The organism is Vagococcus hydrophili (genome assembly GCF_011304195.1).
GTDB classification, from domain to species: Bacteria; Bacillota; Bacilli; order Lactobacillales; family Vagococcaceae; genus Vagococcus; species Vagococcus hydrophili.
Window position 1 is genome coordinate 1,818,156 of record NZ_CP049887.1, and the last position, 13,519, is coordinate 1,831,674.

General features: G+C 35.2%; 17 protein-coding genes. All 17 read left to right on the plus strand.

Annotated elements, in window-relative coordinates; genetic code table 11:
• Nucleotide 1 precedes the first annotated feature (1 nt).
• From cbiD to G7082_RS09140, 17 genes are read left to right on the plus strand one after another with little or no spacing between them, the layout of a single operon-like run.
• Nucleotides 2–1,126, plus strand: a complete 1,125-nt coding sequence (cbiD, locus tag G7082_RS09060) for a cobalt-precorrin-5B (C(1))-methyltransferase CbiD (protein ID WP_166034777.1) — start codon at nt 2–4, stop codon at nt 1,124–1,126.
• Nucleotides 1,123–1,731, plus strand: a complete 609-nt coding sequence (locus tag G7082_RS09065) for a cobalt-precorrin-7 (C(5))-methyltransferase (RefSeq protein ID WP_166034778.1) — start codon at nt 1,123–1,125, stop codon at nt 1,729–1,731. Before cbiD ends, G7082_RS09065 begins: the two co-directional genes overlap by 4 nt.
• Entirely contained in the window at nt 1,721–2,278 is a 558-nt protein-coding gene (locus G7082_RS09070) for a decarboxylating cobalt-precorrin-6B (C(15))-methyltransferase (protein ID WP_166034779.1), read from the plus strand. The genes G7082_RS09065 and G7082_RS09070 overlap by 11 nt, the downstream gene beginning before the upstream one ends.
• Nucleotides 2,279–3,037: a cobalt-precorrin-4 methyltransferase gene (locus G7082_RS09075; RefSeq protein WP_166034780.1), complete on the plus strand. Its 759-nt coding sequence runs from the start codon at nt 2,279–2,281 to the stop codon at nt 3,035–3,037.
• On the plus strand, nt 3,037–4,080 hold the full coding sequence (locus G7082_RS09080) for a cobalt-precorrin 5A hydrolase (protein WP_166034781.1): 1,044 nt from the start codon (nt 3,037–3,039) through the stop codon (nt 4,078–4,080). Before G7082_RS09075 ends, G7082_RS09080 begins: the two co-directional genes overlap by 1 nt.
• A 4-nt stretch (nt 4,081–4,084) precedes the next feature.
• A complete protein-coding gene (gene cobJ, locus G7082_RS09085) occupies nt 4,085–4,810 on the plus strand; it encodes a precorrin-3B C(17)-methyltransferase (RefSeq protein ID WP_166034782.1) in 726 nt (241 codons plus the stop codon).
• Nucleotides 4,807–5,556 (plus strand): precorrin-6A reductase, encoded by a 750-nt coding sequence (gene cobK / locus G7082_RS09090; protein ID WP_166034783.1) that lies wholly within the window; start codon nt 4,807–4,809, stop codon nt 5,554–5,556. The genes cobJ and cobK overlap by 4 nt, the downstream gene beginning before the upstream one ends.
• Nucleotides 5,553–6,983: a uroporphyrinogen-III C-methyltransferase gene (gene cobA / locus G7082_RS09095; RefSeq protein WP_166034784.1), complete on the plus strand. Its 1,431-nt coding sequence runs from the start codon at nt 5,553–5,555 to the stop codon at nt 6,981–6,983. The genes cobK and cobA overlap by 4 nt, the downstream gene beginning before the upstream one ends.
• Nucleotides 6,980–7,756, plus strand: coding sequence for a sirohydrochlorin cobaltochelatase (locus tag G7082_RS09100; protein ID WP_166034785.1), 777 nt, complete (start codon nt 6,980–6,982; stop codon nt 7,754–7,756). Before cobA ends, G7082_RS09100 begins: the two co-directional genes overlap by 4 nt.
• Nucleotides 7,757–8,461 (plus strand): cobalt-factor II C(20)-methyltransferase, encoded by a 705-nt coding sequence (locus G7082_RS09105; protein WP_166034786.1) that lies wholly within the window; start codon nt 7,757–7,759, stop codon nt 8,459–8,461. It abuts the gene before it with no gap.
• A 16-nt stretch (nt 8,462–8,477) separates the two neighbouring features.
• Nucleotides 8,478–9,212, plus strand: coding sequence for an energy-coupling factor ABC transporter permease (locus G7082_RS09110; protein WP_166034787.1), 735 nt, complete (start codon nt 8,478–8,480; stop codon nt 9,210–9,212).
• A complete protein-coding gene (locus tag G7082_RS09115) occupies nt 9,209–9,505 on the plus strand; it encodes an energy-coupling factor ABC transporter substrate-binding protein (protein WP_166034788.1) in 297 nt (98 codons plus the stop codon). Before G7082_RS09110 ends, G7082_RS09115 begins: the two co-directional genes overlap by 4 nt.
• Nucleotides 9,492–10,172 carry a cobalt ECF transporter T component CbiQ gene (cbiQ, locus tag G7082_RS09120; RefSeq protein ID WP_166034789.1) on the plus strand — a complete coding sequence of 227 codons (681 nt, stop codon included), beginning with the start codon at nt 9,492–9,494 and terminating at the stop codon, nt 10,170–10,172. Before G7082_RS09115 ends, cbiQ begins: the two co-directional genes overlap by 14 nt.
• 14 nt (nt 10,173–10,186) lie before the next feature.
• Nucleotides 10,187–10,990, plus strand: a complete 804-nt coding sequence (locus tag G7082_RS09125; protein ID WP_166034790.1) for an energy-coupling factor ABC transporter ATP-binding protein — start codon at nt 10,187–10,189, stop codon at nt 10,988–10,990.
• 5 nt (nt 10,991–10,995) lie between these two features.
• Nucleotides 10,996–12,501 carry a cobyric acid synthase gene (locus G7082_RS09130; protein WP_166034791.1) on the plus strand — a complete coding sequence of 502 codons (1,506 nt, stop codon included), beginning with the start codon at nt 10,996–10,998 and terminating at the stop codon, nt 12,499–12,501.
• Complete coding sequence (locus G7082_RS09135; RefSeq protein WP_166034792.1) at nt 12,502–13,095, plus strand: cob(I)yrinic acid a,c-diamide adenosyltransferase; 594 nt, start codon at nt 12,502–12,504, stop codon at nt 13,093–13,095.
• Nucleotides 13,076–13,516 carry a precorrin-2 dehydrogenase/sirohydrochlorin ferrochelatase family protein gene (locus tag G7082_RS09140; RefSeq protein WP_166034793.1) on the plus strand — a complete coding sequence of 147 codons (441 nt, stop codon included), beginning with the start codon at nt 13,076–13,078 and terminating at the stop codon, nt 13,514–13,516. Before G7082_RS09135 ends, G7082_RS09140 begins: the two co-directional genes overlap by 20 nt.
• The last annotated feature ends 3 nt before the right edge of the window (nt 13,517–13,519 follow it).

Here is a 13,519-nt window from a genome sequence, read left to right on the forward strand (position 1 = left end):
CATGGAAGAATTTGTCTATGTAAATGGGAAAAAGATGAAAAAAGGCTATACAACAGGCTCTTGCGCAACAGCTGCTTCAGTTGCGGCGACTCATCTTTTACTGAATTCAGAAGAATGTGAAGAAGTCAGTGTCACAACACCAGTTGATAAGGAAATCCAAATACCCATTGTTTCTTTAGAACGAGTGGATGAAAAGACAGCGATTGCCGCTGTAAGGAAAAATGGCGGGGATGACGCTGATGCCACTCACGGCATGTTGATTTATTCAAAAGTTACTTTAAGAGATGATGCTCCAATCATGATTGAAGGGGGAGAAGGAATTGGTCGCGTGACCCAAGAAGGCTTACTTGTTCCAATTGGTCAACCCGCTATTAATCCTAAACCAAGAAAAATGATTGAAGATAATGTGCGGAAAATTATTGGGGAAAACTGTGGAGCAGATATTCAAATTTTTGCACCAGAAGGTTATGAAATTGCTAAACAAACTATGAATCGTAATTTGGGAATTATTGGTGGTATTTCAATTTTAGGAACAACAGGCATTGTGACTCCAATGTCTGAAGATAGTTGGAAAGCCGCGATTTCGATTGAACTTGAGATGAAGAAGAAACAAGGTTTTGAAAAAATTATCCTTAGTCCAGGGAATTACGGGGAAGAATTTGCAATCAATAAAATGATGATTGATGAAGAAAAAATTGTCTCAATGAGTAATTTTGTGGGTTACGTATTAAAAGAAGTCCAGCGAATTGGATTTAAAGAAGTGTTGATGATTGGTCATTTAGGCAAATTAATCAAGGTATCAGCTGGTATTTTTTCAACGCATAGTAAAGATGCAGATGCCAGAGCAGAAATCCTAGTAGCAAATTTGGCACTCATGGGCATGTCCGTACCAGATTTAGAAAGAGTTTCAAAATGTCTAACCACAGAAGCGGCGGGAGACATTATTAGTGAAACGGGTTATGAAGGTGTTTATCAAGTCATTGTGGATAAAATTAAGTTTCGTAGTGAAAAATTACTAAAATTCAGAGAACCCAAAGTAAAAGTCGAAGCGGTTATTTTTTCTTCAAAAACAGGACTTCTAGCATCAACTCAACCGATTAAAGAGTTAATGGAGGCGTGGCGATGATCACAGTGACTGGTATTGGACCAGGTGAAGAAACTCTTGTGTTAAACAGAGTATTAGATGAAATTAAGCAAGCTGAGATTGTGATTGGAAGTACCCGCCAGTTAGAAATCGTTCCAAGTACTTTTACTGGTTTAAAAAAAGAATTACCCAAAAAATTATCAGAGTTAGAAGATTTTTTACAACAAGAAAAAGCTAAAAGAATCGTTCTCTTAGCATCAGGAGAACCACTACTATACGGTATCGGAAATTGGTTGAGTAATAAATTTGATGAAGAAGAGATTCAGATTATACCAGGTATCAGTTCCATGCAGTACTTATTTAGTCGGTTGAAATTATCGATGAATGATACTTACTTAACGAGTAGTCACGGAAAAGAACCGAATTTTGATTTGATTTTATCCTTACCTAAAGTGGCGTTAGTAACAGATGAAAAAATCGGACCTTTTCAGATTGCTGAGGAGATTCGTCGTCGTGGGTTGAATAGAACTATTTTTATTGGTGAAAACCTAAGTTATCCAGAAGAAAAAATTAGAACATTTAATGAATCGACTGTACCAAATGAAAAATACGAAATGAATGTGGTGGTGTTGTTAGATGAAGGATAGTTTATTTGTCAGATCAAAAGTACCAATGACAAAAGAAGAAATCAGAACCATTAGTTTAGCTAAACTAAATTTAAAAGAAGCTAAACGGTTTTTAGATGTTGGCGCTGGGACAGGTAGTATTTCCATTGAAGCCTGTGTTGAGTACCCTGATTTAGAGGTTATTGCCATTGAAAGTAAAGACATTGCTGTTGATTTGATTTTAGAAAATAAAGCTAAATTTGGTGTTTCTAATTTAGAAGTGATTAAAGGAAAAGCACCGATTGAACTTGAAAAGAAATTTGACAGTATTTTTATTGGTGGCAGTGGTGGCAATTTAGAGGATATTTTAAGTTGGAGCCTTGAGCTTTTAAATCCTGGTGGTGCACTTGTTTTAAATTTCATTTTACTAGAAAATGCAACGGTTGCCTTTAAATGGCTTGAGGAACGAGAAATTGAGTATAGCACCGTTCAAGTTCAAGTAGGTAATGGGACCAAATTAGGAAGTGGTCATTATTTTAAACCACTGAATCCAGTAATTATTATTGAAACAAAGAAAGAGGGAAAATAAATGACACAAGTACATTTTGTTGGAGCAGGTCCAGGAGCGACTGATTTAATCACATTGAAGGGATACCGTCTTCTTCAAGAAGCAGGCATGGTGATTTATGCAGGCTCATTAGTCAATCCCGAATTACTAACTTATTGTCAAAAAGAGTGCGAGATTTTAGATAGTGCCTCAATGACATTGAAGGAAATTATTGATGCTATGGATCGTGGCATCAAATCAGGTAAAGAAGTGGTTCGTTTACAAACCGGTGATTTCTCAATTTACGGCTCAATTAGAGAACAAATTGAAGAGATGAATAAACGTGACATTCCTTTTACTTGTACACCAGGTGTCAGTTCATTCTTAGGAGCAGCTTCAAGTTTAGGTGCCGAATACACTGTACCAGAAGTGTCTCAAAGTGTGATTATCACGAGGATGGCTGGTAGAACACCAGTACCAGAGCGAGAAAGTATTCGTTCATACGCTCAACATAGAACATCAATGGTTATCTTTTTATCTGTTCAATCAGTCGATCAAGTAGTGGACGAATTAGTAGCAGGTGGTTATCCAGAAACAACACCTGCAGCAGTTATCTATAAAGCAACTTGGCCAGAAGAGAAAAAAGTCGTTGGAACATTAGTTGATATTGCTGAAAAAGTAACGGAAGCTGAAATTACCAAAACAGCTTTAATCATGGTAGGAGACTTTTTAGGGGAAGAATTCTATTACTCTAAATTGTACGCAGCCGAATTTCAACATGAATACCGTGATGCTAAGTAATGAGTGAAAAGATTGCTATTTTAACTTTAACTAAAACGAGTTATGAGTTAGGTGAAAATTTGAAAAAAAGCTTTGATGAAACAGAAGAAGTGACGATCTTTGGATTAGAGAAACATGTGACTGAAGACGCAAAAATCTACTTGGATAATAAATTTAGCAGAGGATTTTCTGAAAGTTTTAAGAACTTTGACCATCTCATTTGTATCATGGCAACAGGCATTGTGGTTAGGCATTTAGCTCCTTTGATTCAAGATAAAAGGCACGACCCATCTGTGATTGTCATGGATGAAAAGGGGCAATTTGTGATTAGTCTCTTGTCAGGGCATATCGGTGGGGGCAATGAATTAACGAGAAGAATTGCTGACAATCTGAATGCTCAAGCTGTGATTACTACAGCCACAGACGTTCAAAACGTGACGGCGATTGATAGTTTAGCTAAATCGATCAATGGCTGGTATGAAAATTTTAAAGAAACAACGATACGAGTGAATGGGTTACTTGCGGCTCATAAAAAAGTTGCTCTCTTAGATGAAGAAAAACGTATTACTGATATCAGAGGATTAATGAAGATTGATAATTTAACGGAAGAAGTCATGTCTGAATTTGAAGCCATTATTATTGTGTCGACTAAAAAAATTGAAACTATAGCAAAAACAAGTTATCAAGTTGTTCCTCGCTTATTTGTATTAGGTATGGGAGCTAAAAAAAATACCCCTTTGTCAGTCATCGAGAGCGAATTTGAAACATTTTGTGAGCAACATCAAATTCATCCAAGAAGTATTAAAAAAATTGTCAGTATTGATTTAAAAAAAGAAGAACAAGGAATCATTGATTTTTCAAAAAAATTAGAAGTTCCTTTTGAAATATTTACAAAAGAAGAATTAGAAGAATCATCGTTGAAATACCCTCAATCAGAGTTTGTTAAATCAATCGTTGGCATTGGTAATGTGGCATTGTCATCAGCTGATTATGCAACAGGTGGTCAAGTTTTGACAGATCGATATGGAAACAACGGTGTGACATTTGCATTAGGAAAGGATTGAAAATATGTTATATGTTGTTGGATTAGGACCAGGTGGCAGTGAGCAATTATCATTTGAAGCCAAGGAAGCGATTTTGAATTCAGAAGTGATTGTCGGTTACGTAACCTACATGAAATTAGTTAAAGATTTAGTGAAAGGGAAAGAATTGGTTCATAACGGTATGCGTCAAGAAGTAGAACGTTGCCAAAAAGCAATTGATATTGCTTTATCAGGAAAAGATGTGGCGGTTATTTCTAGTGGAGATGCTGGTGTTTATGGTATGGCTGGACTTATTTTAGAGTTAATTCATACACAAAAAATTGACCTACCTGTTAAAGTGATCCCTGGTATCACAGCAAGTATTGGTGGAGCAGCTCTTTTAGGAGCACCATTGATGAATGATTTTTGTCACATTAGTTTAAGCGACTTAATGACCCCTTGGGAAATGATTGAAAAGAGACTCCGTGCTGCATCTGACGCTGATTTTGTCATCTGTTTATATAACCCAAGAAGTAAGGGTCGTCCTCATCATTTAAAAACGTCTCTTGATATTATGAAGCAATACAAAGGGGAAGACACGATTGTTGGTATCGCTAAAGACGTGGGTCGAGCAAAAGAAGAAATTATCCTAACAACCATTAAAGAGTTAGATGAAACCTTAGTTGATATGACAACGGTTGTCATCGTTGGAAATAAAGAAACCTATGTCTCTAACGGTCGAATGGTAACACCTCGAGGGTATTCTTTATGATCCTCGTTTTAGGTGGAACATCAGACAGTTTAACCATTGCTGAGTCACTTGAAAAAAAGGGTTATGATGTTTGTTTTTCTGTGGTGACTGATTACGGTGAACAGTTGGCCGAAAAAAAAATCAATAAAATTAACAAAGGGCGAATGGATCAAGCGCAAATGGAACAATTTGTGCTTGATCACAAAGTTTTCTTGATTTTAGATGGGACTCATCCTTTTGCGGCAATTGTTTCAAAAACAGCCATTGCAGCTGCAAAAAGTGTTGGAGTTGACTACATTCGTTACGAGCGACCAAGAGTTGATTTAAAAGAAGCTGTAAAAGTAAGGAGTAATTTAGAAGCTTGTGAATGGGTGAAAGCACATGTCACAGGAACAATTTATTTAACGACAGGGAGTAAGACACTAGGATTTTTTGGTGATAATTTACCTTTTGAAAAGATAGTGGCACGTGTTTTACCCACAGCTGAAGTTTTAACGCAAACAGAACATTTAGGCTTTCAAGCCCATCAAATAGAAGGCATTAAAGGTCCATTTTCTGTTGAGATGAACAAGCAATTATTAATGAAGAACAAGGCGGAAGTCATGATAACTAAAGAAAGTGGGATAGCTGGTGGCATTTTAGAAAAAATGGAAGCCTGTCAGCTATTAGGTATTCCTTGTGTGGTGATTGCTAGAGAAGATATTCCCTACCCAAGAATGTACAATGACACAACAAAACTCTATGAAGATTTGGAGGAATATAAGTGAAAGGTCAAATAACATTAATTGGTGCCGGTCCTGGAGAACCAGAACTTTTAACACTTAAAGCGCTCAGAAAGCTAAAAGAGGCGGATGCGGTTTTTTATGATCGATTGATTAATCAAGATTTACTAAATTATTGTTCTGATTCCTGTGAATTGATTGATGTGGGGAAAAAACCGAAAGAACACAAAGTTCCTCAATCAGAAATCGAAGCTTTAATTATCAAGAAGGCTAAAGAAGGCAAGCGAGTTGTTCGTTTAAAAAGTGGTGATCCCTATGTTTTCGGACGTGGGGGAGAAGAAGGGCGAAATATCACTGAAAATGACCTTGATTTTGAAGTGATTCCTGGGATTACTTCTGCCATTGGTGGCCTAGCTTACGCAGGCATACCGATTACGCACCGTGATTTTTCTTCAAGTTTTCATGTGATAACCGGACACCTAAAATCAGAAAATAATCAATTAGATTGGAAAAATCTTGCTAAGACAGAAGGGACCTTAGTTTTTCTAATGGGAATGTCTGAACTTGAAACGATTACCAATCAATTGATGAAGCATCAGAAATCTAAAGACACACCTGTTGCAATCGTTAGATGGGCAACAAGAAAAGATCAAAAAACAGTGGTTGGTACACTTGAAACAATTTGTGATGTGGCTAAATCAGCTCAAATGACCTCACCTAGTTTGATTGTGATGGGTGAAGTGGTGACTCAAAGAGACTATTTAAATTTTTACGAAAGTCGCCCACTTTTTGGCAAACGAGTGATGGTTCCTTTTACAGAAAAAAAAGGAATGACACATCATTTAATCGATGCAGGTGCCTCAGTTTTAGAGTTACCTAAACTAACTAAGAATTTTTTAAGTCAGAATTTCACTATTGAAAGCATGAAAGAGATTGTTTTCCTAGATGGTGAGAGCGTTAAATTATTTATTGATCAATTGATTGAGACTAAGCAAGACATTCGTCAATTACAACATGTAGCTTTTGTCACAATCGGTCATCATACAAAAGTGGCAGTGAATGCTCTAGGGATTCTACCAAGTGAAGTATTTGAGACCTTGTCAGATTATGATTTGAGTAAAAAGGAAATTGAAACGACATTATTTGTTGGTGAAAAAAGTTATATTGATCAGTTAAAAGAACTGAATAATCAGATTAATTATTACTCACCTTTTGAAATGATAAGTCAAGAGTTGAATGAGGAAGAATTAGACGAAGTGGATTATCTCTATCTACCTAGTTCAAAAGCTGCTTACTATTTCATTAAAGATTTATCAAAAGAAATGCTAGAAAAGTTAATAACTAAAAAAATTATGGTCATGGGAGAAGTAACATCTAAAATTTTTGAGGATAAAAATATCCCAGTAATTCAATCAGAAAGACCTAGTTTTGAAAGTGTGATAAACAAACTAATTGAGGAGGATATCAAGTGAAAAAAGCATTGATTATTGTTAGTTTTGGAACAAGTTATAAGGAAACAAGAGAAAAAACAATTGAAGCGGTAGAAAAAAGAATGGTAGAAAATTTTGGTGAATGTGATGTCTACAGAGCTTTCACATCAAACATGGTCATCAAAAAAATTAAAGAAAAAGAAGGCATAAAAGTTCCAACAGTGAATCAATTAATGCTAGAACTAAAAGAAAAAGGCTATAAAGAAGTTTATGTTCAACCACTTCATGTAATTAATGGAAGCGAATATTCAAAAGCAGTTCATCAAGCCAATCATTTTAAGAAAGATTTTGATGTGATTAAAGTTGGCAAACCACTGATGACTGAGTTTGAAGACTACGAAGAAATTGTTGAGTGGTTAAAAGATTTAGCGCAACCTATCGGTGAAAAAGAAGGCGTTGTTTTAATGGGACATGGTACACAACACGCTGCCTTTACGGCTTATGCTTGTTTGGATCATATGTTAGATAAAGAACCGATTTTTGTTTGTGCTGTAGAAAGTTATCCTTCAATTGAAACAGTAGTGGATAAATTAAAAGAAAAACACATCGAAAAAGTTTATTTACATCCTTTCATGTTAGTCGCAGGAGATCACGCAACGAATGATATGGCTTCAGATGAAGAGGATTCATGGAAATCACAGTTAACGAAAGAAGGCTTTATCGTTGAACCTATTTTAAAAGGAATGGGTGAATATCCTAAGATTCAAGATATGTTCTTATCTCATGCTGAAAAAGTAGTAGAAAGAGGCGAGTAGATGGCAAAGTTTTATGGAATCGGAACAGGACCAGGTGACTCTGATTTATTAACAATCAGAGGGAAAAAAGCTTTAGAAACGATTGATTATTTATACACACCAGAACCTAAGAAAAAAGGCAAAAGTTTGGCTTTGTCTATTGTGTCACCCTACCTTCCAGATAATTTAGAAATCAAACAACGTCATTTTCCAATGGTGAATGATTTGTCTGTTAAAGAAGAAGCTTGGGATTTAGTCGCCAGTGAAATCTTGGAAGATGTTAAATCGGGTAAAAATGTGGGCTTTGTCACACTTGGTGATCCTATGGTTTATAGTACTTATAGCTATTTACTGGAACGTTTATCTAATGCGATTGAGACAGAAACGATACCAGGTATTTCATCGTTTTCTAGTATGTCGAACATTTTACAAATTCCACTTGTCATGGATGAAGAAACCTATTCAGTTGTTCCAGCAACAGCAGATGAATCAGTCATTAAGACAGCTTTAGAAACTTTCTCTACGGTGATTATTATGAAGGTTTCAGTGGAGTTACCTAAAATTAAAAGACTACTTGAATCATACGACTTATTAGATTCAACTGTTTTAATCAGTAATGCTTCAATGGAAAATGAAAGTATTATTATGGGGCTTACTGACTTAGACGAAACAAAACGAATTTCTTATTTTTCAACAATGATTGTGTATAAAACAAGAGAAATATAAAAGGAGAATGAATCAAATGAAAAAAGTATTGAAGAAGTTTGCACTAGGTGTTGTACTTGTGGGGATTTTAATCACAATTTTACCTCAAGAAGCACATGCAATGCACATTATGGAAGGTTTTTTACCAATTGGTTGGAGTATCTTTTGGTATGTTGCTTTTGCTCCATTCTTTATTTATGGTTTAATGCAAATGAAAAAAATTGTGGAAGCAGATAAACAGAATAAAATATTATTAGCGTTAAGTGGAGCCCTTATTTTTGTCTTATCAGCTTTAAAAATTCCATCAGTAACAGGCTCAACGTCTCATCCAACAGGTGTTGGTTTAGGAACAGCTATTTTTGGACCTGCAGTGATTAGTGTTTTGGGAACAATTTGTTTATTATTCCAAGCTTTGTTTTTAGCTCACGGAGGTATTACAACGTTAGGAGCTAATGCTTTTTCAATGGCTGTGGTAGGACCTTTTGTTGGGTATGGCGTGTATCTACTATGTAAAAAAATGAAGGTGAACACATCGATTAGTTTGTTTGCCTGTGCTTTTTTAGCTGATATTTCGACTTACTTAATGACTTCGATTCAATTAGGAATTGTTTTCCCTGATCCAAGTACTGGTATTATGGGAGCTATTGTGAAATTTATGGGTGTCTTCTTATTCACTCAAGTACCAATCGGAATTGCGGAAGGATTATTAACAGTCGTTGTTTATAATTTATTAACGTCAAGCTTGAAAGAAGAAGGAGGAATTTTACGATGAAAAAAGGAAATAAAACAAAAGCTAATTTATTGATGGTAGTTGCGATTGTTGCACTTGTTATTGGGGCACTTCTTTTACAACCTAAAGGAGAGTTTGAAGGATCAGATGGCGCGGCAGAAGCAATGATTACAGAAATTAAACCAGATTATGAGCCATGGTTTGAACCCTTGATTGAACCTAAAAGTGGTGAAATTGAAAGTTTATTGTTTACCTTACAAGGAAGCATTGGGGCAGCTATTATTGCTTATGTGATTGGTTATAACAAAGGAAAGAATAAACATGCTATCGATTGATAAAATAGCTTATGAAAGTAAATTAAAGGATGTCTCACCCATTTTAAAAACAGTCTGTTACTTTGGTCTCTTAGTGTACATGTTTCTTTTATCACCTGTTTTTCAAAGTGTGGGAATTTTAATCATTGCAATCTTAACTATTTATACAGCTCGAATGACGATTGTTAGATATATTAAGTGGTTACTTGTGCCGCTCCCTTTTTTACTGATTAGTTTTATCACGATTATTTTAACCGTTTCTACTTCCAAAAGTGAGTTGTTTTTTTCAGCTCACCTTTTTGGAAGGTATGTGGGAGCAACATCAGCTTCCTTAGAAATGGGCTATCAGTTATTTTTCAGATCGTTTGGGTGTTTGGCTTGTACTTATTTTTATGCAATGAGTGTGCCTTTTAATCAAATCCTATATGTTTTGAATAAGTGCCATTTGCCGAGCTACTTGATTGAAGTAACTATGTTAATGTATCGCTTTATTTTTATTTTAATTGATGAGATGTTATTGATTCATCAATCTCAAAGCATGCGGTTTGGTTATCAAACGGTAAAAACAAGCTATCACTCATTAGGTTTATTATTTAGAGTATTATTTCTTCAAAGCATGGCACGTTATAAAAAAATGATGATTGCCTTAGAGATGAAATTTTTCAATGGTGATTTTCCCTTGAATTGAAAGAAGGTTTAGAGATGTTAAAAATTGAGAATGTCTGTGTTTCTTATGACAAGAATACACAAATTTTAAATGATATTTGTATGGAATTTAAAGAAAATACCCCCATTGGAATTATTGGTGCTAATGGCTCAGGTAAATCAACCTTATTTCAAACAATCGTTGGCTTATTAAAACCAACCAAGGGAAATATTTATTTCAATAATCAAAAATTATCTTATAAAAAAAGTAAATTAACGGAATTTAGAAAAAAAGTTGGCATCGTTTTTCAAGAACCAGAACAGCAAATGTTTTATTCAATCGTTGAGGATGATGTAGCATTTGCATTAAAGAACTTAGGAATTTCAGAGGAAGAAATTGTTAAGAGGATGAATAAAGCATTTGATTTGTTAGATATTCAGCATTTGAAAGAAAAGCCGATTCAATATTTAAGTTACGGTCAAAAAAAGCGAGTAGCAATCGCTAGTGTTCTTGTTTTAGAAACGGAATGGATTTTATTAGATGAACCAACAGCAGGTTTAGATCCAGCTGGTAGAGGGCACATGATCGAGATTATCAAACGATTAGTGTCAGAAAATAAAAAGGTGATTTTATCTAGTCATGACATGGATTTAATGTACGAGGTTTGCCAATATTTCTATGTTTTAAAAGAAGGATCAGTTATTCTTGAAGGCTCAAAGGAAGATATTTTCTTAGATAGAGAATTACTCCTATCTGCTAAATTAGAACAGCCGTGGTTGGTTAAAATGCACCAACAGTTAGAGATACCTTTGTTTCCAGATGAAGAAAGTTTTTATAAAAATACGAAAGTTGGGGGATAAGTAAAATGGTTAAAAGTATTATGGTTCAAGGAACAGCCTCAGATGTAGGGAAAAGTATTTTAGTGGCAGGATTGTGCCGAATATTCTCTCAAGATGGGCTTGAATGTGTGCCTTTTAAATCACAGAATATGGCTCTAAATTCATACATCACATTAACTGGTCATGAGATGGGAAGAGCGCAAGTGTTTCAATCAGAAGCAGCTGGAAAAGAAGCTGACGTTCGTATGAATCCCGTGCTTTTAAAACCAACCTCAGATCGTAAATCTCAAGTAATTTTTAATGGAAAAGTTTTAGCTAATATGGATGCCGTAGAATACCACGAGTTTAAACCAACTTTAAGCCATAAGATTTCAGAAATCTATCAAGAGTTAGGTTCTGAAAATGATGTAGTTGTCATTGAAGGCGCAGGAAGTCCAGCTGAAATTAATTTAAATAGTCGTGACATTGCGAATATGGGCATGGCAAAAATTGCAGATGCACCTGTTATTCTTGTTGCTGATATCGACCGAGGTGGGGTCTTTGCCTCAATTTACGGTACAGTTGAATTACTTGAAAAAGAAGAAAGAGCCAGAGTTAAAGGGGTTATTATTAATAAATTTAGAGGAGATAAAGCTTTACTTGATCCAGGACTTGAGATGATTGAAGATTTGACGAATATTCCTGTTTTAGGTGTGGTTCCTTATGAACAGTTTAAAATCGAAGATGAAGACAGTGTGGCGTTGAAAAATGTGAATCGTTTATTTGATTCAAGTAAGAAAATAGATGTGGCAGTGGTTTCTTTAAGTAAAATGTCTAATTTTACAGATTTTAATAGTTTAGAATTAGAACCAGATGTTTCCGTTAGGTATGTTTTTCAAGGAGATAAAATTGGACAACCGGATGTGTTAATCATTCCAGGTAGTAAAAATACCTTAGAAGATAGCTTGTTTTTAAAAGAAAGTGGCTTGGCGCAACAAATTCAAGAATTACGAGTAAAAGGAACTTATATTTTGGGGATTTGTGGTGGTTATCAGTTACTTGGAGAGAAATTACATGATCCACAAAAAATGGAATCAGAAACAGGTTCAGTTGACGGTTTAGGTTTACTTCCAGTGGAAACAACGATTCAAGAAACCAAAGTAACCGCCCAAGTTGAAGGGATGAGAGATGAATTAAAAGTGACAGGTTATGAAATTCATATGGGGGAAACACTTTTAAAAACTGGTCAACCTTTTGCAGAAATTTTAAAAGAAAACAATCAAGAAATCGCTCGATTTGATGGGGCTGTTAGTGAAGATGGTAAAGTTATTGGAACGTATCTTCACGGTATTTTTGATGGTAGTGATTTTAGGCATGATTTCTTTAATCAAGTAAGAGATTCAAAAGGTCTTGAGATGTTAACAGAAAAAACGCAAGAATATAAAGCATTTAAAGAGGAACAATACGACAAATTAGCAGATTGTTTACGTCAAAACTTAGACATGGAAAAAATCTATGAGATTATCAATCAGTCTGACAAAGGAAGTGTTTAGATGGCTGTTTATACTAAAACTGGAGACAAGGGATCAACTAAATTAGTCGGTGGAGTGAAGGTTAGAAAGCATCATCCACGTGTGGAAGCCTATGGAACGACTGATGAATTATGCTCTTTATTAGGTCACAGTCTATCATTTTTATCTTCTGAGGATTATAAGTACAAAGAGGAGTTAATCAACATTCAACAACTTATTTTTGATTGCTCCAGAGATTTAGCTGTGCCAGAAAGAGGCATGCGTCCCTATAAGTTAACATCTGACAGCTACAAGTGGCTTGAAAAAAAAATTGATGCTTACTGGAAGTTATGCCCTGAGATTAATAAATTTATTTTGCCAGGAGGAACACTTTTTGCAAGTTCCCTTCAAGTCGTGCGGACCGTTACGAGACGTGCCGAAAGATGTGTTGTTTTTTTAATGGATGAAGGGGAAGACGTTAATTCAGAAGTATTGGTCTTTTTAAATCGTTTGTCTGATTACTTGTTTGTTTTAGCTCGTTTAGTTAATTTTCAGTCAGGGGAATTAGAGCTTGACTATGAGAACAGTCCCCAAGTTTTTTCTAGGAGGAAAAAAAGTGTACCCGATAACTCTTAATTTAAAAAACAAACCTGTCTTAATTATTGGTGGCGGAAAAATTGCTGCCCGAAAGATTAAAGGACTACTAGGTGAAGGGGCAGATATGACAGTCATTTCACCTATCCTTCATAAAGATATTAAGCAAGAAATGATTACTTGGATACAAAAAGAATATGAAGCAAGTGATATTAGGCCTCAGTACCAACTGATTTTTGCATGTACTGATAATAACTCCTTGAATGAACAAATATTAAGTGATGCACTGCCGTCTCAATTAGTTAATGTTGTGAGTAACAAAGAAAAATCAGATTTTTATAACATGTCGATGATTAAACATAAGGGCATAAAAATTGGCATTACAACTGAAGGAGCCTCTCCAAAAGTTACCAAAGAAACAAGAATTAAATTACAAGAATGGTTAAATAAAAATGAGGAGTAATGT

Bases quoted from the DNA above. Each gene is read 5' to 3' on its own strand.
- cbiD (WP_166034777.1), top strand. From the start codon at position 2: ATGGAAGAATTTGTCTATGTAAATGGGAAAAAGATGAAAAAAGGCTAT.
- G7082_RS09065 (WP_166034778.1), top strand. From the start codon at position 1,123: ATGATCACAGTGACTGGTATTGGACCAGGTGAAGAAACTCTTGTGTTA.
- G7082_RS09070 (WP_166034779.1), top strand. From the start codon at position 1,721: ATGAAGGATAGTTTATTTGTCAGATCAAAAGTACCAATGACAAAAGAA.
- G7082_RS09075 (WP_166034780.1), top strand. From the start codon at position 2,279: ATGACACAAGTACATTTTGTTGGAGCAGGTCCAGGAGCGACTGATTTA.
- G7082_RS09080 (WP_166034781.1), top strand. From the start codon at position 3,037: ATGAGTGAAAAGATTGCTATTTTAACTTTAACTAAAACGAGTTATGAG.
- cobJ (WP_166034782.1), top strand. From the start codon at position 4,085: ATGTTATATGTTGTTGGATTAGGACCAGGTGGCAGTGAGCAATTATCA.
- cobK (WP_166034783.1), top strand. From the start codon at position 4,807: ATGATCCTCGTTTTAGGTGGAACATCAGACAGTTTAACCATTGCTGAG.
- G7082_RS09105 (WP_166034786.1), top strand. From the start codon at position 7,757: ATGGCAAAGTTTTATGGAATCGGAACAGGACCAGGTGACTCTGATTTA.
- G7082_RS09110 (WP_166034787.1), top strand. From the start codon at position 8,478: ATGAAAAAAGTATTGAAGAAGTTTGCACTAGGTGTTGTACTTGTGGGG.
- G7082_RS09115 (WP_166034788.1), top strand. From the start codon at position 9,209: ATGAAAAAAGGAAATAAAACAAAAGCTAATTTATTGATGGTAGTTGCG.
- cbiQ (WP_166034789.1), top strand. From the start codon at position 9,492: ATGCTATCGATTGATAAAATAGCTTATGAAAGTAAATTAAAGGATGTC.
- G7082_RS09125 (WP_166034790.1), top strand. From the start codon at position 10,187: ATGTTAAAAATTGAGAATGTCTGTGTTTCTTATGACAAGAATACACAA.
- G7082_RS09130 (WP_166034791.1), top strand. From the start codon at position 10,996: ATGGTTAAAAGTATTATGGTTCAAGGAACAGCCTCAGATGTAGGGAAA.
- G7082_RS09135 (WP_166034792.1), top strand. From the start codon at position 12,502: ATGGCTGTTTATACTAAAACTGGAGACAAGGGATCAACTAAATTAGTC.